This window comes from Variovorax sp. PDC80 (assembly GCF_900115375.1).
Classification (GTDB): Bacteria; Pseudomonadota; Gammaproteobacteria; order Burkholderiales; family Burkholderiaceae_C; genus Variovorax.
In genome coordinates this window covers 38,143-58,155 of record NZ_FOWG01000004.1, presented here as the reverse complement: position 1 = coordinate 58,155, position 20,013 = coordinate 38,143, and the positions used below count along the sequence as shown (strand labels likewise).

Here is a 20,013-nt window from a genome sequence, read left to right as displayed (position 1 = left end):
GGGCGTTCAGGGCGCCGGCGCCCACACCGCGCGCTGCAGGTCGCGCTCGACCTCGCTCCACGCGATCGGCGCCACGTCGCCGAGGCAGCGGCCTTCGGCGCCTTCGAGCGCGACGCCCGCCACCGTCTGCTGCGCCTTGGGGTCGGCTGCGCCCTGTACGTACCAGCCCTCCTCGACCTGCAGCCAGATCGCCAGGCCTTCGCCCACCGGCTTGCCGAAGCGGTAGATCATTCCGCCGTCGCCGACCTCGCGCTGCCAGCCGCGCGCTTCCAGGCCGAGCAGGCCGGCATTCGTCACCGTGCGGCCGGTCCACTGCGGCAGCGCGCGTTGCGTGCGCAGCGCCGGATCGAGCGTGAAGTGCGCCCGCGCGAGCTGCTCGAAGGGCTGCACGATCTCGTAGTCGGCCAGCACCGAGGCCCAGGCGGTCGCCAGCGCGGGGTTGCGTGCCGCGAACTCGAGCGGGTGCGCGATGCCGATGCGCGCGCCCTCGTCGTCGGGCAGCGCGAAGGGATCGTCGTGCGGATCGACCAGCTCGCCCTCGGCGCTCACGCGGAAGCTCGCTGCGAGTTCACCGCTCTCGTCGAACAGCCCCCACACCAGCTGCCGGACGAACACCCGCATCACCGGATGCCGCACCAGGAAGGCCATGAACTCGCCGTGCGTCCAGCGCCGCTGCTCGCACATCGCGGCCTCGAGCCGGCGCAGCTGCGTGGCCGCGACGGTTTTCGCCAGCTTGCGCAGTTCCTTGAGCTGCTCGGTCGCGGCGGCGGCCTGCACCGCATCGTCGGCGGCGTTGGGCTTGGGCAGCGCCTTCAGCGGCTTGCCCGCGCCGTCGCGCAGCAGCGGCTGCAGGCGGTCGTCCATCTGCAGCGTGAAGCGGCGCGGGCCGAAGTCGAGCGCCAGGCCCGCGCGCGCATCGAGCCCGAGCTCGGGCACCGTGCGGTCGGCCAGCTGCGCCAGGCTCAGGCCGCGCTGCGCCGCCACCTCGTCGAGCAGCGCCGAGGCCCGCGCGTTGAGGTCGGCGTAGCGCGTCTGGCGCGCGAGCTCGCCCAGGTGCATCAGCGCGGCATCGCTGCCGATCTCGCCGAGCATCGCGAGCGCGTCGTAGGCGCGCACGCGGTCGAGCGCCGCGCGCCACTGGCGCAGCAGGCTCGCGAGCTGGCGCGCGGTCTCGTCGTCGCCGAGCCGGCCCTGCAGCGCGAACATCCAGCGCTCCTTGCTTGGCCGGCCATTGCCGATCCACCAGGCCAGCAGCGCGCGTGCGAAACGCGCCAGCGCCTCGGGCGCGACCGCGGCCTGCAGCGCGGCGAGGCCCGGGTACGGCGTTTCGGGCTTGCCGAGCGCCATCGTCATCAGCACGTCGGGCAGCAGCGACGCCGGCAGCGCCCGCGTGGCGTCCTCGGCGAGCACCAGGCGTGGCAGGGTCGACAGCGGCAGTGACTTGGGCAGTGTCGGCAGCGTCTCGGGCAGCAGGTGTTCGGGCGCGATGGCGAGCAGCTGCGACACGGCCTCGGCCGCGGCCGAGCCGTAGGCCATGGCTTGCGCATGGACCGCATCGGCATGGCCGGCTTCGTGCAGCCAGCGCAGCGCGGCCTGCGCCGCATCGCGTGCGATGCCCGGTGCGCCGAGCGCGTCGGGCACCAAGCCGCGCGCGGCGGCCTCGGGATAGCGGCCGAGCCAGGCACAGGCTTCCTGCCGCACCCAGCGGTTGCCGTGGAAGCCCTTGGCGATCCAGGGCGCGAGCCGCTCCCATTCGATCACCGCGGCCAGCTCGAACATGGCGCGCGAGCCTTGCTTCAGATAGAGCGGCAGGCCCGGCAGCGCGGCCGTGCCGAAGCGATGCAGCAGCGGCCGCAGGTAGCTCGCGTCGCCCATGTAGTGGCTGGCGGGTGGCAGCCGCGCGAACACCGCCATCGCCAGCGGCTCGGGCAATTGCCAGAGCTGGTCGCCGCAGCTCCACGAATCGCCGGGCGGCTTGCCGAAGTCGTCCGCCGACAGGCTGGTGCCGTGGTCGCGGATCGCGTCCTCGATGCGATTGGCTTTCAGGCCCAGCATCCACAGCGCCTTGCGCGGGCGGTCCCAGGCCCGAGCCTCGGGCGGCGGCTGCGTCGTGTGGTGCGGACGTGGGTACTCGGCCAGCTGGCGTTCGCCGCGCTGCTGTGCGTCGCGCACTTCCTCTGCCAGCCACTGCGCGGGTTCGCCGCCGACCGGCGGATAGCGCCGCGGCACCGCGTGCTGCCAGTGCAGCCGAGCGGGCTGCGCGGCGTCATCGAGCGCCAGTGCCAGCACCGGGATCGCGGGCAGCGCCTGCCTGTCCTTCCAGGGCGGTGCGCGCAGGAAGGCCGGCCACTGCGCGGGTTCGGCATCGGCCAGTCCACCACCGTCATCGGCCTGCAGCCGCGCGAGCGCCTTGCGCTGGGGCTCGTCGCAGGCCGCTTCGAGCGGCGCCTGCCATTCGGGATGCGCGGCCAGCAGTTCGAGCACCAGTGTCGCGCCGGCCTGGTGGCGCGCCGGGTTGGCGGCCAGCAGTTCGCGCAGCACCAGCAGTGGCCAGCGCTCGGCCTGCTTCGCGAGCGCCGTCTTGCATTCGGGATGCCGGACCTGGCCCGCGAGGAAGCGCACCGCGTCGGCATGATGGATCGCGAGCAGGTCGGCCAGCGCCTCCTTGCGCGGCGCGGGCTCAAGGAACAGCGGCAGCGCGCCGGCGCCATGCAGTTCGAGCACGCGCAGCCTCTGCGGCCGCTGTTGCCAGGCGGGCTGCGGGTGGCGGCCGATGTGGTCGAGCTGCTCGTGCAGCGGCTGGGCCTCGGACAGCGTGGCGCCGCACTGGCGGCAGGGCGTGTTGCGGAATTCGGCGAGCGCGCCGCGCATCGACGCCGTCCAGCGGACCGTGCCATCGGGCAACGCGCCCGGATCGTCGCCCTGCTTCCCCTTGCGGCCAGCCGCCATCGCCTCTCCCCGTGGTTGATGCGGGCGGGATTGTCGGGGATGGCCGTGACGGCTCAGGCCGCGCCGCGCGCGCGGCGGCGCGTGTGCGCGAGCCACAGCAGCGCGGCGCCGGTCAGCGCCACCGGCACCAGCGAGCCGAAGTTCAGCAGCTGCCAGCCCTGGGTCGTCACCAGCACGCCCGAGGCGAAGGAGGTCAGCGCCAGCGTCGCGAACACGCAGAAGTTGAGCGCGCCCTGGGCCCGGTCACGCTCCTCGGCCGTGTAGGCGGTCAGCGACAGCGTGGTGCTGCCGGTGAAGAGGAAATTCCAGCCCACGCCGAGCAGGCACAGCGCGATCGCGAAATGCCGCAGCTCCACGCCCGACAGCGCGACCGCGATACAGGCCAGGTTCAGCACCAGCCCCGCGCCCATCACCGGCAGCGCGCCGAAGCGGCGGATCAGGTGGCCGGTGAAGAAGCCCGGCGCGAACATGCCGATCACATGCCATTCGAGCACCAGCGCCGCGTCCTCGAACGGCAGGCTGCAGATCTGCATCGCGATCGGCGTCGCGGCCATCAGCAGGTTCATCACGCCGTAGCCGAGCGCGCCCGCGGCGGCGGCCACGATGAACACCGGTTGCCGCGCGATCTCGGCCAGCGGCCGTCCGCCGCCCTGGGCGCGCACGGGCGGTGCGGGGAACTCGATGAAGCGCATGAGCGCCATCGACAGCAGCGCCACGGCCGCGAGCGCGAGGTAGGCGCCCGCGAAGGGCACGGCGAACATCTGGCGCGTGGCGGCCGCGAGGTTCGGGCCGGCCACCGCGCCGATCAGCCCGCCGGCCATCACCAGCGAGACCGCCTTCTCGCGCCAGTCGGGCGCCGCGAGCTCGGCCGCCGCGAAGCGGTAGAGCCCCGCGTTGGCGTTGTAGTAGCCCGCGACCACGGTCGCGAAGCACAGCAGCCAGAAGTCCTTCGAGAACGCCGCATAGGCGCACAGCAGCGCCGAGCCCAGCGCCACGGCCAGGCCGATCTGGAACGCGCCGCGCCGGCCGAACCGGCGCTGGCTGCGCACCACGAGCCCGGTGGCGAGCGCGCTGCCGACCACGTAGCCCATCACGGGCAGCGTCGCCATCCAGCCGCGCGGCGCGATCGCGAGGCCGACCAGGCCGTTGATCGCGATGAAGGTGACGTTGTTGGTCAGGAACAGGCCCTGGCAGATGGCGAGCAGCCAGAGGTTGCGATTCATGGGGGAGGAAGCGGCACGGGGGTTGCGGACGATGGGAGAGCCCGCGGTTCTACGCGAACGGGCCGGGCTGCGCCAGCGGGCCAAAAAAAAGCGCCCTCGCGGGCGCCGAATCCTTGATCCGCTTCTTGCAATTCAGGACTGCCGGCCTTGCAGCAGGCCGCTGAGCGAACCCAGCAGATCTTCGTGGTTGCCGAGCCCCTGCTCGGGCACCTTGCCGTGCGGCGTGAGCTGATCGATCAGGGCCGGCAGCATGGTGGCGAGCATCGGCAGCAGGGTCTGCGCATTGATGCCGAGCTTCGAGGCGATGTTGGCGATGGTGTCGCCGCCCAGCGCGTCCTGCAGCTGGCCGCCCGAGACCGGCAGGTTCTCACCCTTGCCGACCCACGAGCCGATGACGTCGCCGAGGCCCGCCTGCTCGAATTTCGAAACCAGGCCGCCGAGGCCGCCTGCACCGCCGTTGTTGGCGAGCAGGCCGCCCAGCGCGCCGGCCAAGCCTCCCAGATCGCCCAAACCGCCGAGTCCTCCGCTTTGGGGCTGCTGCTGTTGCGCAGCGCCTCCAAGCACCTGACCGAGTACCGAGTCGAGCAATCCCATGGCTTTTTCCTTGGTGTGTGACAGAACCGCGGGATTTTCCCAGGCGGTGGAATATTGCCGAAATCTTGCTTGCTGACTTTCGGCTTACAACGTGACAAATTACTTGGTACGTGCCGCGCGTTTGGGCAGCAGGGCCGGACTCACGCCCGGAACGCCGACCAGGCCGAGCACGGTGACCAGCGAATTCTGCGCGCCTTTCCATCCATCTGTCACGTCGATCCACTCGTTGGTCGAATGGGATCCGCCCGACTTGCCGCCGCCGCCGATGATGATCGCGGGGATGCCCAGAGAGATCGGCACGTTGGCATCGGTGCTGCCGCCGCGCAGCAGCGTCTTGTGGCCGAAGGCGCTGTTCGAGCGCACCGCTGCCTCCACGATCACCGAGTCGGTCGGCGTGCGGCCGCCGGGCCGGTCGCCGATCAGCTTGGTGCTCACGCTCAGCGTGTTCACGTTCCAGCGCTTGTTCTCCTCGGCCACCGCTTCGTCTAGCGTGGCGAGGATCTTCTTCTCGGCCTCGAGCAGCGAAGCCATGTCGTCCGAGCGGATGTCGATCGCCATGCGCGCATCGGGCGCGATGGTGTTGACCGAGGTGCCGCCGCCGACCGTGCCGACCGTGAAGGTGGTCTTGGGGAAGCTCGGCGTGCGCACCTCGGCGATCTTGGCGATGGCGCGGCCCATGCCGTGGATCGCGCTCGGCACCTGGCCGAAGGCGCCGAAGCTGTGGCCGCCCGGGCCCTTGAAGTTCACCTCGTAGCGATGGCTCGCGGTGCCCAGCACCAGCACGTGGCCGTCGGGCGAAGGTTCGAGGCCGACCATGCCGTCGATGTCGAGGTGGTCGCGGAAGATCGCCTTCATGCCGCGCAGGTTGCCGAGCTCTTCCTCGCCGACGTTGGCGACGAACAGCAGGTCGCCCTGCGTCTGGACCTTGTTCTCGTTGAGCACCTTGAGCCAGGACAGCAGCACGGACAGGCCGCGCGTGTCGTCGGCAATGCCGGGCGCGTAGAGCCTGCCGTCGCGCTCCTTGACCTTCACGTCGGTGCCGGCCGGGAACACGGTGTCGAGATGGGCCGAGACCAGCAGCTTCGGACCGTGGCCCGTGCCCTTGCGCAGGCCGACCACGTTGCCTTCGGCGTCGATGCGCGCATCCGGCAGCCCGAGGGCCTTCATGCGCGCGAGGAAGGCCTCGGCGCGCTTCTGTTCCTTGAACGGCGGCGCCTCGATCTCGGTCAGCGTCTTCAGCTCTTCCACCGTGCGCTCGTGGTCCGCCTTCACCGCCTCGAGCAGCTTCTGGATCGCGGGCGCGGCCATCAGCTGCGTGTAGGCCCGGTCGACCTCGGGGCTCACCTGCGCCGGCGTGGGTGCCACCGGCGCGCTCTGCGCCTTGGCGAGCTGGGCGGTGCCGAAAGCCGCCAGTGCGACGGCGAAGGTCAGCGGGGCGAGCCTGGGCGCGCGAAGCGGTCGATGCATGGGCGAAAGATCCTTTGGAAACGATGCAATGGAACGTGGAGTCCCATTGTTCCGAAAGGCCCGCGCTCGCGCGTCGCGGAAAACACCCAGGAGGATGCGGGCCGCCGGCTCAGGCGAGTCGCACCAGCGCCGCGAGCGCGGCGGTCTCGGCGCGCAGCACGCGCGGGCCCAGCGTCACGGGCGCGAAGCCGCGCGCGATGGCCTCGGCCTCCTCGGTGCCGCTCAGGCCGCCCTCGGGGCCGCTGAGCACCTGCACCGCGGCCGGGTCGCCACCGGCCTGCGCGAGCGCATCGCCGAGCGCGCGCGTGCCCTCGGCCAGGCTCAGCACGAGGCGCAGTGCCGGGCCGTGCCCGTCGTCATCCGGCGCCGCATCGAGCCAGCCGGAAAACGGCCGCACCGGATGGATCACCGGCACCCGGTTGCGCCCGCACTGCTCGCAGGCCGCGATGGCGATGGCCTCCCAGTGCGCGCGCTTTTTCTCGGCGCGCTCGCCGGCCAGCCGCAGCACGCCGTGCGCCGTGACCAGCGGCTGGATGCTCGCCACGCCGAGCTCGGTGGCCTTCTCGACCAGCCAGTCCATGCGTTCGTTGGCCGGCATGCCGACTGCCAGGTGCACGGCGCGCGTCGCCTCGCTCTCGCGCGCCGTGTGCGCACCGACGACCACGCTGACCTCGCTGCGGCCCATGCGCTCGACCGTGGCCGCGTACTCGCCGCCGCTGCCATCGAACAGCGTGATGGCATCGCCGGGCTGCAGCCGCAGCACCTGCACGTGGCGCGCGGCACCGGGCGGCAGCGCCAGCGGGGCGCCGGCATGCAGTGGAACGGAGCAGTGAAAACGCGGCATTGCTATGAGATTCGTAGCTGCATTCCCATGTTGCATGGGCGATACAGCGTCTCTTTCTTCAGATTCCGTTCAGCGCTTCTTCAGCGATCAGACCCGGCCGTAGGCGAAGCCGGTGGTCGCGGTCGTGCCCTCGACCTCGTCGATCACCCGCAGCAGCGGCGTGAGTTCGCTGTAGCGGCTGGCGGTGGCGCGGATGTAGGCGATGAAACGCGGCGTGTCGGCGAGGTAGCGCGGCTTGCCGTCGCGCAGCGTGAGTCGCGCGAAGATGCCCGCGACCTTGAGATGGCGCTGCAGGCCCATCCACTCGACCGCGCGGTAGAAGGCGCCGAAGTCCTCGTCGACCGGCAGGCCGGCCTTGCGGGCCTTTTGCCAGTAGCGCACGGTGATGTCGAGCACGAACTCCTCGTCCCAGCTCAGGAAGGCATCGCGCATCAGGCAGGCGATGTCGTAGGTGATCGGGCCGTACACGGCGTCCTGGAAATCGAGCACGCCCAGCGGCGTCTTCGCGCGCTCGGCCAGCGTGTCGCCCGGCGCCACCATGAGGTTGCGCGGCATGAAGTCGCGGTGCACGTAGACGCTGGCCGCGGCGAGGTTGCTGTCGACGATCAGCTTGAAGCTGCGCTCCAGCCGTTCCTTCAGCTTGCCCTCGATGGCGACGCCGCGGTGGCGGCCCAGGTACCACTCGGGGAACAGCGACAGCTCGCGCTCGAGCAGCGCCCGGTCGTAGGGCGGCAGCACGCCGGGCTTCGACGAGAGCTGCCAGCGGATCAGCGCGTCGATCGCCTGGTCGTAGAGCGGGCGGCTGGTGTCGGGCTGCTCGGGGTCGAGCACCTCGAGCATGGTCTGGCGGCCGAGATCGTCGAGCAGCAGGAAGCCGTGGGCCTGGTCCCATTCGAGCACCCGCGGCGCATGCACGCCGGCCTCGGCCATGAGCTGCGCCACCTGGACGAAGGGCGCGCTGTTCTCCTTGTCGGGCGGCGCGTCCATCACGATGCGCGTGCCCTCGGGGCCGGTGCCGTCGACGCGGAAGTAGCGGCGGAAGCTCGCATCGGCGGAGGCGAGCCGCACGGTGTCGGGCAACAGGCGATGCGCCGTCGCGATGCCGGCAAGCCAACCCCGGAACGCTTCGGCCCGTTGCGGATCAGTCCAGGAAATGGCCCCATGGAGGGCTGGGGCCGTGGAGGCCGGGGGCGGGGGTGCTGTCATGGATAATCGATTCTACAAACCGCCTGGCACGGCAACCTCTGCGATCGGCGCCCGATCGGACCGGTTCGCCGCCGGCTCCTGCAACCGGCCGGCCTGCCGCGCCGCCTCCCCCGACGTTTCCTTTGTCCGAACCGATGCCTACGAATCCATGCCCCGACGCCTGGCACCTTGTGCGCTCGCTGCCTTCCTCGGGAGGACGCCGGGCTCTTCTCGGAACGGATCGGCGGGAGGCCTGATGAGCCGACGAGTCGACGTGCGCCGTTCCGGCCCGCCGCTGCCGCTGGCCCTCCTGACGCTGGCGCTGCTGCACGCGCATGGCGCGTCGGCGCAGGGAACGGGCCTCGACGGCCCGCTCACGCTCAAGCGCACGCCCCAGCTCGCCGAGACCATTCCGCCGCTGCTGCGCAGCCAGCTGCCCAGCCTCGTGAGCGGCGACCGCATCTCGGGCCGGCCCGATCTCGAGACCGTGGTGGAAGGCAATGCCAGCCTGCGGCGCGGCGAGACTTCCATCACCGCCGACCGCCTCGAGTACTACCAGCCCGACGACCGCGCGCGTGCCACGGGCAACGTGCGCGTCAACCAGGCCGGCAACGTCTACGAAGGCCCCGAGCTCGAGCTCAAGCTCGAGACCTTCGAGGGCTTCTTCAACAACGTGCGCTACTCCTTCCTCGCCAATGGCGGGCACGGCGACGCGCAGCGCATCGACTTCGTCGACACCAACGTGTCGGTCGCGCGCCAGGCCACCTACACCACCTGCCGCCGCGAGGACTTCCCCGGCTGGATGCCCGCCTGGATCCTGACCGCCGCCTCGCTCACCACCGACACCGAGGAGAACGTGGGCGTCGCCAAGGACGCGCGGCTGAGCTTCATGGGCATCACCACGCCGGCGCTGCCCAGCATGAGCTTCCCGCTGTCGAACGAGCGCAAGAGCGGCCTGCTGCCGCCCACCATCGGCATCGACAACACCAACGGCATCGAGTATTCGCAGCCGTACTACTGGAACATCGCGCCGAACCGCGACGCCACCATCACGCCGACGCTGATGTCCAAGCGCGGCATCAACCTGGGTTCGGAATTCCGCTATCTCGAGAAGGGATACAACGGCACGATCCGGCTCGACCTGATGGGCAGCGACCGGCTGGTGGGGCAGCGCTTCAACGAGGCGCGCGCCACACAGCTGCAGCAGCTGGCCAGCGGCCAGATCCAGGCCAAGGACCTCGACCTGCGGCAGCCCGGCTCCCGGCGCTGGGGTATCTGGGCCAACCATCGCCAGGATTTCGATGCCAAGGCGCTCGGCCTCGATTCGCTCTCGGCCTCCATCAACATCAACCGCGTCAGCGACAACGACTACTGGCGCGACTTCACCCGCACGCCCACGCTGTCGCAGCGCCTGCTGCCCAACGACGCCACGCTCAACTGGAGCAAGGGCGACTGGAACGGCGTGGTGCGCGCGCTGCGCTACCAGACGCTGCAGTACAGCCTGGCGCCGGTGGTGCCGTCGTACGACCGGATGCCGCAGATCACGGCCAACTACAACAAGTACGACTGGGGCGGCTTCGACTTCTCGTTCACCACGGACTACACGCGCTTTCGCGTCAACCGCATCGCCTCCGGCCAGCCCGGCTACGACGCGGTCCAGCAGTCGCAGCCCGATGGCGATCGCCTGTATGCCGTGGCGGCGCTGAGCCGGCCCTTCATCACGCCGAGCACCTTCGTCATCCCGAAGGTGCAGCTGCACGCCACCACTTACAGCTACTACGTGCCGCAGGCCGACATCCCGAAGCTCACGCTCAACGGCGTGCAGTACGTGAACGGCATTCCGTACGACCCGAGCTCACCGGTGTTCTGGTCCACATCGTCGAACCGCACGGTGCCGACCTTCAGCCTCGACAGCGGCCTGATCTTCGAGCGCGACGCGAGCTTCTTCGGCCGCGCCTTCCGCCAGACGCTGGAGCCGCGTGCCTACTACGTCTACACGCCCTTCCGCGACCAGAGCAAGCTGCCGAACTACGACACGGCCGCCAACGACTTCAGCTTCGCGACCATCTACACCGAGAACGCGTTCTCGGGCAACGACCGCATCTCCGACACCAACACGCTCACCACGGGCGTGACCTCGCGGCTGATCGACCCCGACACCGGTGTCGAGGCCGCGCGCTTCGGCGTCGCGCAGCGCCTGCGCTTCTCCGACCAGCGCGTCACGCTGCCGGGCGCGAACCCCGTCACGGATCGTGCGAGCGACCTGCTGCTGGGCGGCCAGATCAACTGGACGCCCAAGTGGAGCCTGGACACGGTCATCCAGTACAACCCCGACACCCGCAAGTCCACGCGCAGCGCCATCAGCGCGCGCTACAACCCGGCGCCCTATCACAACGTGAACATCGCGTTGCGCTACCAGGCGCCCAGCGAGGCCTACCTCGCGGCCAAGGCGCTCAACCCGAACACCACCACCGTCAACGACGGCAGCAAGTCGATCGACGTCGGCTGGCAATGGCCGCTCAACGACTTCTGGGGCGACAAGGGCAAGGACCTCGGCCCCGGCAAGGGCCAGGGCGGCGGACGCTGGTACGCGGTGGGTCGTCTGAACTACGACCTGCAGGACCGCAAGCTCACCGACGGCGTCCTCGGCGTCGAATACGACGGCTGCTGCTGGATCGGGCGCGTGGTGCTGCAGCGCATCACCACCGGCCAGGTGACGGCCAACACCCGCATCATGTTCCAGCTCGAATTCGTCGGTTTCGCGGCCGTCGGCTCGAGCCCGATGCAGGCGCTGCGCACCAACATCCAACGCTACCAGCCCCTGCGCACACCGGTCGAAGGGCCGAGCCGCTTCACCAATTACGACTGAGACGAGAGACCGAGCAACGCCATGAAACACATCCGTTCCATTCTCAGCCTGGCCTGCCTCGCCGCGCTGGCCGCAACTGCCGGCGCCCAGCAGGGTTTCCGCTCCGGCGGCGGCATCACCGACATCATGCGCGCCGGTCCGCGCCTGGCACCGCCGGCCGCCCGGCCCGCCGCGCCGGCCGCGCCGGTGCAGCGCTCGGCCGAGTTCATCGTCGCGCTGGTCAATTCCGAACCGATCACCAACACCGAGGTGCTGACCCGCGTGCAGCGGCTGATCCAGGAGAACCCCGACGCCGAGCGCGTGCCGCGCCCGGAACTCGGACGCATGGTGCTCGAGCGGCTGATCTCCGAGCGCGCGCAATTGCAGCTCGCGAAGGAAACCGGCATCAAGGTCGACGAGATCGCCATCGACCAGGCCGAACAGACCGTCGCGCGCCAAAACCAGCTGACCCTGCCCGAGCTGCGCCAGCGCGTGGCCGCCGAAGGCATCAGCCTGCAGGCCTTCCGCAACGACCTGCGCGACCAGCTCCTGCTCACGCGCCTGCGCGGCCGCGAGGTCGATTCGAAGGTCAAGGTCAGCGACGCCGAAGCCGACCAGTTCCTGCAGGACCAGCGCAACAGCGGCGGCAAGGGCGATCCGTCCATGCTGAACCTCAACCTCGCGCAACTGCTGGTGGCCGTGCCCGAGAACGCCACCGACGCGCAGGTGGCGCAGGCGCAGCAGAAGGCCCAGGGCCTGGCGCAGCGCGCGCGCGCCGGCGAGGACTTCTCCAAGCTGGTGCAGAGCAATTCCGACGCCCCCGATCGCGCCAATGGCGGCGCGCTCGGCATGCGCACGGCCGACCGTTATCCGCCGCTGTTCGTCGAGGCCGTCCAGTCCACGGCCGTGGGCGGCATCGTCGGGCCGGTGCGCTCGTCCGCCGGTTTCCACGTCGTCAAGGTGATCGCCAAGGAACAGGTCGGCTCGGCCGACGCGGTGGTCACGCAGACCCATGCGCGCCACATCCTGCTGCAGAACGACCCCAAGCGCACCACCGAGCAGGCGGTGGCGCAGCTGGCCGAATTCAAGCGGCGCATCGAGGCCAGCGGCGGCAGCGTCGACTTCGCCAGCCTGGCGCGCGACAACTCGCAGGACGGCAGCGCCAAGGACGGCGGCGACCTCGGCTGGGCACGCCCGGGCATGTACGTGCCCGAGTTCGAGGAAGCCATGAACCGCCTCGCGCCGGGGCAGATCAGCGATCCCGTGGTGTCGCGCTTCGGCGTCCACCTGATCCAGGTGCTCGAGCGCCGCAACGTCAAGCCGAGCCAGGACGAGCAGCGCGAAGCCGCCCGGGCCGTGCTGCGCGACCAGCGCACCGAGGAAGCCTTCAACACCTGGGCGCAGGAAGTGCGCGCGCGCGCCTACGTCGAGTTCCGCGAGCCCCCGCAGTCCTGATCGACACACGATGGCGCACATTCCCAGGAAGCGCTTCGGCCAGCACTTCCTGTCCGACGGCGGCATCATCGACGCGATCGTGCGCGAGATCGCGCCGCAGCCCGGCGATCCCATGGTCGAGATCGGCCCCGGCCTCGCGGCGCTCACGCAGCCGCTGGTCGAGCGGCTCGGCCGGCTCACCGTGATCGAACTCGACCGCGACCTCGCCAAGCGGCTGCGCAGCCATCCGCAGCTCGAGGTGGTGGAGTCCGACGTGCTCAAGGTCGACTTCGCGGCGCTGGCGGCGAGGGTGCCGACCACCGCGCTGCGCGTGGTCGGCAACCTGCCCTACAACATCTCCACGCCGATCCTCTTTCACCTGCTGGGCTATGCCCACCTCGTGGCCGACCAGCACTTCATGCTGCAAAAGGAAGTGATCGACCGCATGGTGGCGCGGCCCGCCACCTCGGACTACAGCCGCCTGAGCGTGATGCTGCAGTGGCGCTACGAGATGGAGAACGTGCTGTTCGTGCCGCCCGAGAGCTTCGATCCGCCGCCGCGCGTCGACAGCGCCGTGGTGCGCATGGTGCCGCTGGCCGCGCCGCCGGCGGTCGATGCGAAGCGGCTCGAGGAGATCGTGCAGGTCGCGTTCAGCCAGCGCCGCAAGCTGCTGCGCCACACGCTCGGCAAATGGCTCGACGAGCACGGCTTCGCCGGCGAATTCGACACGCAGCGGCGCGCCGAGGAAGTGCCGGTCGACCAGTACGTGGCGCTGGCGCAGACGCCGGGACTCGGCTGAAGCGGCCGAGCCGTTGCGCGGGCCGCGAGAGAAACGAAAAAACCCGTCGATGACGGGTTTTTTCTTGCGGTGCCGGAACGCGTCCGGCGAGCGCTTCTTTCTTGATTACGCCGCGGCGAGCCAGTAACCCGCGTTGAACGGGCTGCTCATGCGCAAGGCGAGCGGCGAGACGTCGACCAGTTTGTCGGTCGGCATTTTTTCGCCGGTGGGTTCGTCGGTCGCGGTGGCCGTCACCGCGGGGGGGACGGTCGCCGGGTCGATCTGGATGCCATCGAGGGTTGCCGCGCTGGTCGGCTGGGCCTCGTTCGCCCGTTCTGCTTGGCTGGTTTGTGCAGAACGGGCTACAGAAAAGAATAGAAGCACCGGAAGGGCACCTTGCGGTCGCCCCAGTAGTCCGACGCGTCGCGGAAGATGTCGAGCAGCTGCTCGCGCGCTTCCTTGTCGAACTTGCCGTTGGCCGGGATCTGTTCGAGAACGATCACGAAACCGGGCTGCGGGCCCGATTTATGCAACGGATCGGTCATGCAGTCGTACAGCGCGTCGAAGTTCTTGCCGAAGTGCGCCGGAAAGGTGAACTGCTGGGCGATCAGGTCGAGCACGTCCTGCTTGGTCTGTGCGTTGCCGAGGTTGGCATACAGGAAGTGCTGGCCCGCCGCATTGGCGGCGTCCTGCAGGTCGCTCACGCGGAACGCGCGAATCGATTGCACGATGTTCGGGCGTACGGCACGAAGGGATAAAGTCATCTCCGCTGGTCTTTCCATAGTCATCATCATTTCTTCGGGGCGCTTCGGTGCGCCGCTCAAGTCGTTGTCGTCGCTCATGGCGTGATCCGTCTGAAACTCGCGTAGTGGTCCGCCGTGTACCAGCAGGCCTCGGGTGCCGTTCGCTTCTCGCCGCCGCACACGATGCGCCGGGCACCGCGATCGCGCGATCCGGGCGTGCTCACCGTGTACTCGCGATAGTGGCCGCGCCGGGCCGAGGGCAGGAGCCGCTCGCGATTGCCGAACACCGAGCCGTCCTTGTCGTACCGGAAGGGACCGCCGTTCAGGATGGCTTCGTAGGTACGCTGGCCTTGCACCGGCAGCTCGGCCAGCGCAATCGTTTCCTGGGCGGTGGAATTCCCGGCGCCGAACCATCCGCGGGCCTCGGCCCCCGTCGTCGCCAGCGCTGCCAGCATGAAGCCGGTGAGCGCAAACTTAGCGACAGAGGACGTGATCGAGGCGCAAGACGCCATCGCCATAAAGAGGCACCACAAGAAAAGAGCGGGGGGTTCGGATCAGCGATCAACCTTGGGGTTAACCCGCAAATCCAAGCCCGCGAGTGTGCACCACGCTGGCGAAAATAGCAAGCGACTGCCCAAAGTTTGAGCAGCATCGAGGGCTTGACAGGGACGCCATAAGTTGGCGTCCACTCTCGAAGAAATGCTTGCTAAAGCTTAACGTTCTGCGTTGGCGTCGGCCACCGTGAGCGCCGACATGTTCACGATGCGCCGCACGGTGGCGCTCGCCGTGAGAATGTGCACAGGTTTGGCCGCTCCGAGCAGCACCGGGCCGATCGCGATGTTGCCGCCGGCCGCCGTCTTGAGCAGGTTGTAGGAAATGTTGGCCGCGTCGATGTTCGGGAAAACCAGCAGGTTGGCATCGCCGGCCAGCGCGCTGTGCGGCATGACCACCGCGCGCTGCTTGCTGTCGAGCGCCACGTCGCCGTGCATTTCGCCATCGACCTCGAGCCAGGGCGCCTGCACGCGCAGCAGGTCGAGCGTCTTGCGCATCTTCAGCGCGCTCGGCTCGTTGCTGGTGCCGAAGTTCGAGTGCGACAGCAGCGCCGCCTTGGGCTTGAGGCCGAAGCGCATCATCTCCTCGGCCGCCATGGTCGTGATCTCGGCCAGTTCCTCGGGCGTCGGGTCGTAGTTGACGTGGGTGTCGACCAGGAACACCTGGCGGTCGGGCAGCAGCAGGCCGTTCATGCAGGCATACACCGGCACGTCCTGCGGGGTGCTGGCGCAGCCGCCGGGCCGCTTGCCGATCACCTGATCGATGTAATGCAGGTGGATCAGCGTGGTGCCCCAGGTGCCGCAGATCATGCCGTCGACCTCGCCCTTGTGCAGCAGCATCGCACCGATCAGCGTGAGGCGGCGGCGCATCTCGATCTTGGCGACCTGCACCGTGATGCCCTTGCGCTCGGTCATGCGGTGGTAGGTCTGCCAGAAGTCGCGGTAGCGGTGGTCCTGCTCGACGTTGACCACGTCGTAGTCGAGCTCTTCCTTCAGGCGCAGGCCGAACTTCTCGATGCGCTGGGCGATGATGGCCGGGCGGCCGATCAGCGTCGGGCGCGCGATGCCCTCGTCGACCACGATCTGCGCCGCGCGCAGCACGCGTTCTTCCTCGCCCTCGCAATAGGCCACGCGTTTCTTCGGCGCGCGCTTGGCGGCGTCGAAGATCGGCTTCATGGTGGTGCCCGAGGCATAGACGAAGCTCTGCAGCTTGTCGCGGTAGGCGTCCATGTCCTTGATCGGACGCAGCGCCACGCCGCTTTCCTCGGCCGCCTTGGCCACGGCCGGCGCGATCTTCATCATCAGGCGCGGGTCGAAGGGCTTCGGGATCAGGTATTCGGGGCCGAACGACAGCTTCTCGCCGACGTAGGCCGCCGCCACGCGCTCGCTCTGCTCGGCCTGCGCCAGCTCGGCGATGGCGTGCACCGCGGCGATCTCCATCTCGTCGGTGATCGTGGTCGCGCCCGAGTCGAGCGCACCGCGGAAGATGTACGGGAAGCACAGGACGTTGTTGACCTGGTTCGGGTAATCGGTGCGGCCGGTGGCCATGATGATGTCGTCGCGCACCGTGCGCGCGTCTTCGGGCGTGATTTCCGGATTCGGATTGGCCAGCGCGAAGATCACCGGGCGCGTCGCCATCTTGGCGACCATCGCGGGCTTGAGCACGCCGCCGGCCGACAGGCCGAGGAACACGTCGGCGCCCTCGATCACCTCGGCCAGCGTGCGCGCCGTGGTGTTCTGCATGTACTGGCGCTTGTCGTCGTCCATCAGTTCGGTGCGGCCTTCGTAGACCACGCCGGCCAGGTCGGTCACGAACACGTTCTCGCGCTTCAGGCCGACCTTGAGCAGCAGGTTCAGGCAGGCCAGCGCCGCGGCACCCGCGCCCGAAGTCACGAGCTTCACGTCGGCGATGTCCTTGCCGGCCACCTTCAGGCCGTTGAGCATGGCCGCCGCCACGGTGATCGCCGTGCCATGCTGGTCGTCGTGGAAGACCGGGATCTTCATGCGCTTGCGCAGCTCGCGCTCGACGTAGAAGCAGTCGGGTGCCTTGATGTCCTCGAGGTTGATCGCGCCGAAGGTGGGTTCGAGCGCGGCGATCACCTCGACCAGCTTCGCGGGGTCCTTCTCGTCGATCTCGATGTCGAACACGTCGACGCCGGCGAACTTCTTGAACAGGACGCCCTTGCCTTCCATCACCGGCTTGGAGGCCAGCGGGCCGATGTCGCCGAGCCCCAGCACCGCGGTGCCGTTGGTGATGACCGCCACGAGGTTGCCGCGCGCGGTGTACTTGAAGGCGTTGGCCGGGTCCTTGACGATTTCCTCGCAGGGCGCGGCCACGCCGGGCGAGTAGGCCAGCGACAGGTCGCGCTGGTTGACCATCTGCTTGGTCGCGGCGATCGAGATCTTTCCGGGGACCGGGAACTCGTGGTACTCGAGGGCGGCACGTCGAAGTTCGGCGCGTTTGTCTTCGGGCGAGGGAGTCGAGGATGACGAAGGGGTCGTGTCAGACATGTGCCGTTGCTCCTGAGGCGCTTCTTCTGGGGGCGCCGATTGTAGACCTCGGACGATGACGGACTATGACGCCTGGCCAGGGTGCAGCCATGACCAAAATGACCAAAAGCACGGGTCCGCGGTCAAGTCGCTGTGGCAATATGCCAAGTCCGCACAAAAACCCTCTAGAGGAGCGCAGCCATGGCCCTGATGGATTTCATCAAGAAACAGTTCATCGACATCATCCAGTGGACCGAGTCCGGCGATGGCACGCTGGCCTGGCGCTTCCCGATGGCGGAAATGGAAATCCAGAACGGCGCCTCGCTGACGGTGCGCGAGTCGCAGGTCGCGGTGTTCGTCAACGAAGGCCAGGTGGCCGACGTGTTCGGCCCCGGCATGTACAAGCTCAGCACGCAGACGCTGCCGGTGCTGACGTACCTGAAGAACTGGGACAAGCTCTTCGAGTCCCCGTTCAAGAGCGACGTCTACTTCTTCAGCACGCGCCAGCAGGTCGACCAGAAGTGGGGCACGCCGCAGCCCATCACCATCCGCGACAAGGACTTCGGCGCCGTGCGCCTGCGCGCCTTCGGCAACTACTCGTTCCGCATCGGCGACGCCAAGCTGTTCCACACCGAGATCTCGGGCACGCGCGACACCTACACCGTGGCCGACCTCGACGGCCAGCTGCGCGGCCTGGTGCTGCAGAACATCAGCAACGCCATCGCCTCCAGCGGCGTGCCCTTCCTCGACCTCGCGGCCAACCAGATCCAGTTCGCGCAGGCGCTGGCGGCCCAGCTGGTGCCCGAGTTCGCCAAGATCGGCATCAAGCTCGAGAACATCACGGTCCAGAACGTCTCGCTGCCCGAGGAACTGCAGAAGATCCTCGACCAGAAGATCGGCATGGGCATGGTCGGCAACGACATGGGCAAGTTCATGCAGTACCAGACGGCGCAGGCGATCCCCAAGTTCGCCGAGGGTGCCGCCAACGGCGGCGGCATCGCGGGCGACGCGATGGGCCTGGGCGCCGGCGTGGCGCTCGGCCAGGTGCTGGCGCAGAACCTCGCGCAGGGCCTGAGCCCGAACGCGGCGGCCCAGGCGGCCGCGACCCAGCAGCAGCCGGCGGTGGCGGTGGTGAACCCCAACGACGTGATGACCACGCTCGAGAAGCTCGGCGAACTCAAGACCAAGGGCATCCTGACCCAGGAAGAGTTCGACGCCAAGAAGGTCGAACTGCTCAAGAAGCTGGTCTGACCCGGCGCTATGTTCTGTATAGCGCCTGACGCCCGCTCGACGGGCGTGAGAGGCATGATCGGCTGGAAGAATGCTGCGGGCCTCGCGCCCGCGCGTGCGCGCCATGGCTGAGGAAGCCGGCGGCACCCAGCGCTACTACCGCGCGCCCTGCCCCGGCTGCGGCGCGCCGGTCGAGTTCCGATCGGCCCAGTCGACCCATGCGGTCTGCCCCTACTGCCAGAGCACCGTCGTGCGCCAGGGCGACACGCTCGCGCGCACCGGCAAGATGGCCGAGCTGTTCGACGACTTCAGCCCGCTGCAGCTGTTCGCCGCGGGCCGCATCCAGGACAAGCCCTTCACCATCGTCGGCCGGCTCCAGTACAAGTACGCCGGCGGCCGCTGGACCGAGTGGATCGCGGCCCTCGACGGCGACCGCACCGGCGTGCTCAGCGAGGACAACGGCGCCTACGTCTTCTCGCTGCCGTTCGAACTGCAGCGCACGGCGCCGGCCGCGGCCGACCTGCGCGTGGGCGCCACCAGCGCCTTCAACGGCCAGAGCTACACCGTCGCCTCGAACGAGGAAGTGACGCTGGTCTCGGCGCAGGGCGAACTGCCGCACCTGCCCGAGCTCGGCCGGCCGTTCCAGGTGGTCGAGCTGCGCAACGACAAGGGCCTGGTGCTGAGCCTGGACTACGGTTCGCAGCCGCCCACGGCCTCGCTGGGCCGTTCGGTCGATCTCGAATCGCTGCAGCTCACGGGCCTGCGCGAGGATTCGGCCAAGGACGAGAAGGGCCGCAGCTTCAACTGCCCCAACTGCGGCTCGCCGGTCACGCTCAACCTGGCCGACAGCAAGAGCGTCACCTGCCGCTCGTGCAACAGCATCATCGACCTGTCGCAGGGCATCGGCGGCGAGCTCAAGCACGCGGCGCAGAACGAGCCGGTGCGCCCGCTGATCGCGCTGGGCAGCATGGGCCAGCTGCAGGGCGCGCAGTGGCAGGTGGTGGGTTTCCAGCACCGCATGGGCAGCGAGCCCGGCGACGACGAGCAGTTCGGCTGGGACGAGTACCTGCTCTACAACAAGAAGCGCGGCTTCAGCTTCCTGGTCGACGCCGAGGACGGCTGGAGCATGGTGCGCCCCACCACCGGCGCGCCGGTGATGGCCGAGAACGGCAGCACCGCCACCTACCTCGGCAAGCGCTACCAGCAGCAGTACGCCTACAACGCCGAGACCACCTACGTGGCCGGCGAGTTCTACTGGCAGGTCGAGCGCGGGCAGAAGACCTTCAACCGCGACTTCGCGGTCGGCGGCGCCCTGCTGTCGATGGAGCGCTCGGTCAACGAGCTCACCTGGTCCTCGGGCAGCAAGATCGACAGCGGCGCGGTCGCCACGGCCTTCAAGCTCGATGCCAAGAAGGACCTGTTCGAGCGCTCCGACGCGTCGCCGGTCAGCGCGGCCTCGGGGCTGGGTTGCGGCACGATCGTGGTGATCGCGATCGTGATCATCGTGCTGCTCATCATCCTGAGCACCTGCAGCAGCAATAGCAGCGGCGGTTCGGGCGGCGGCTTCCGCAGCTCGGGCGGCTCCTACGGCGGCTCCTCGAGCGGCGGCGGCCACAAATGACGAAGATCGCGCTGCCGATTCATCGACTGATAGATACAGATACGACTGGAGGTCCC

The 20,013-nt window shown here is 69.0% G+C and carries 15 protein-coding genes; 5 read left to right on the top strand and 10 right to left on the bottom strand.

The annotated features are described in order from the left end of the window. Positions 1–6: 6 nt before the first annotated feature. The 6 genes from BM109_RS13665 to BM109_RS13640 all read right to left on the bottom strand — a co-directional run bounded on the left by BM109_RS13665 (position 7) and on the right by BM109_RS13640 (position 8,283). A complete protein-coding gene (locus BM109_RS13665; RefSeq protein WP_093343568.1) occupies positions 7–2,949 on the bottom strand; it encodes a DUF4132 domain-containing protein in 2,943 nt (980 codons plus the stop codon). 53 nt (positions 2,950–3,002) lie between these two features. Further along, positions 3,003–4,172, bottom strand: a complete 1,170-nt coding sequence (locus BM109_RS13660) for an MFS transporter (RefSeq protein ID WP_093343566.1) — start codon at positions 4,170–4,172, stop codon at positions 3,003–3,005. Positions 4,173–4,304: 132 nt separating this feature from the next. Continuing rightward, positions 4,305–4,766, bottom strand: a complete 462-nt coding sequence (locus BM109_RS13655) for a YidB family protein (RefSeq protein WP_093343565.1) — start codon at positions 4,764–4,766, stop codon at positions 4,305–4,307. Positions 4,767–4,865: 99 nt separating this feature from the next. Then, complete coding sequence (locus BM109_RS13650) at positions 4,866–6,233, bottom strand: M20/M25/M40 family metallo-hydrolase (protein WP_093343563.1); 1,368 nt, start codon at positions 6,231–6,233, stop codon at positions 4,866–4,868. Positions 6,234–6,342: 109 nt separating this feature from the next. Next, entirely contained in the window at positions 6,343–7,077 is a 735-nt protein-coding gene (locus tag BM109_RS13645; RefSeq protein ID WP_093343562.1) for a 16S rRNA (uracil(1498)-N(3))-methyltransferase, read from the bottom strand. An 87-nt stretch (positions 7,078–7,164) separates the two neighbouring features. After that, on the bottom strand, positions 7,165–8,283 hold the full coding sequence (locus tag BM109_RS13640) for an aminoglycoside phosphotransferase family protein (protein WP_093343560.1): 1,119 nt from the start codon (positions 8,281–8,283) through the stop codon (positions 7,165–7,167). Positions 8,284–8,518: 235 nt separating this feature from the next. On the opposite strand from BM109_RS13640, the gene BM109_RS13635 reads away from it, so the two are divergent. From BM109_RS13635 to rsmA, 3 genes are read left to right on the top strand one after another with little or no spacing between them, the layout of a single operon-like run. Beyond that, positions 8,519–11,131, top strand: coding sequence for an LPS-assembly protein LptD (locus BM109_RS13635; RefSeq protein ID WP_093343558.1), 2,613 nt, complete (start codon positions 8,519–8,521; stop codon positions 11,129–11,131). Positions 11,132–11,152: 21 nt separating this feature from the next. Beyond that, positions 11,153–12,565 (top strand): peptidylprolyl isomerase, encoded by a 1,413-nt coding sequence (locus BM109_RS13630; protein ID WP_093343557.1) that lies wholly within the window; start codon positions 11,153–11,155, stop codon positions 12,563–12,565. Between the two features lie 10 nt (positions 12,566–12,575). After that, complete coding sequence (gene rsmA / locus BM109_RS13625; RefSeq protein WP_093343555.1) at positions 12,576–13,343, top strand: 16S rRNA (adenine(1518)-N(6)/adenine(1519)-N(6))-dimethyltransferase RsmA; 768 nt, start codon at positions 12,576–12,578, stop codon at positions 13,341–13,343. Between the two features lie 105 nt (positions 13,344–13,448). On the opposite strand, the gene BM109_RS40750 is transcribed toward rsmA, so the two are convergent. The 4 genes from BM109_RS40750 to BM109_RS13610 all read right to left on the bottom strand — a co-directional run bounded on the left by BM109_RS40750 (position 13,449) and on the right by BM109_RS13610 (position 17,127). Continuing rightward, complete coding sequence (locus BM109_RS40750) at positions 13,449–13,706, bottom strand: hypothetical protein (protein WP_143129161.1); 258 nt, start codon at positions 13,704–13,706, stop codon at positions 13,449–13,451. Beyond that, entirely contained in the window at positions 13,685–14,110 is a 426-nt protein-coding gene (locus BM109_RS13620) for a barstar family protein (RefSeq protein ID WP_093344142.1), read from the bottom strand. The genes BM109_RS40750 and BM109_RS13620 overlap by 22 nt, the downstream gene beginning before the upstream one ends. Positions 14,111–14,160: 50 nt before the next feature. Then, positions 14,161–14,577, bottom strand: coding sequence for a guanyl-specific ribonuclease (locus tag BM109_RS13615; RefSeq protein WP_093344141.1), 417 nt, complete (start codon positions 14,575–14,577; stop codon positions 14,161–14,163). A 201-nt stretch (positions 14,578–14,778) separates the two neighbouring features. Further along, positions 14,779–17,127 (bottom strand): NADP-dependent malic enzyme, encoded by a 2,349-nt coding sequence (locus BM109_RS13610; protein ID WP_093343554.1) that lies wholly within the window; start codon positions 17,125–17,127, stop codon positions 14,779–14,781. Between the two features lie 180 nt (positions 17,128–17,307). On the opposite strand from BM109_RS13610, the gene BM109_RS13605 reads away from it, so the two are divergent. Then, complete coding sequence (locus tag BM109_RS13605; RefSeq protein ID WP_093343552.1) at positions 17,308–18,357, top strand: SPFH domain-containing protein; 1,050 nt, start codon at positions 17,308–17,310, stop codon at positions 18,355–18,357. Positions 18,358–18,460: 103 nt separating this feature from the next. Further along, positions 18,461–19,957, top strand: a complete 1,497-nt coding sequence (locus BM109_RS13600) for a DUF4178 domain-containing protein (RefSeq protein WP_093344139.1) — start codon at positions 18,461–18,463, stop codon at positions 19,955–19,957. Positions 19,958–20,013 lie beyond the last annotated feature (56 nt).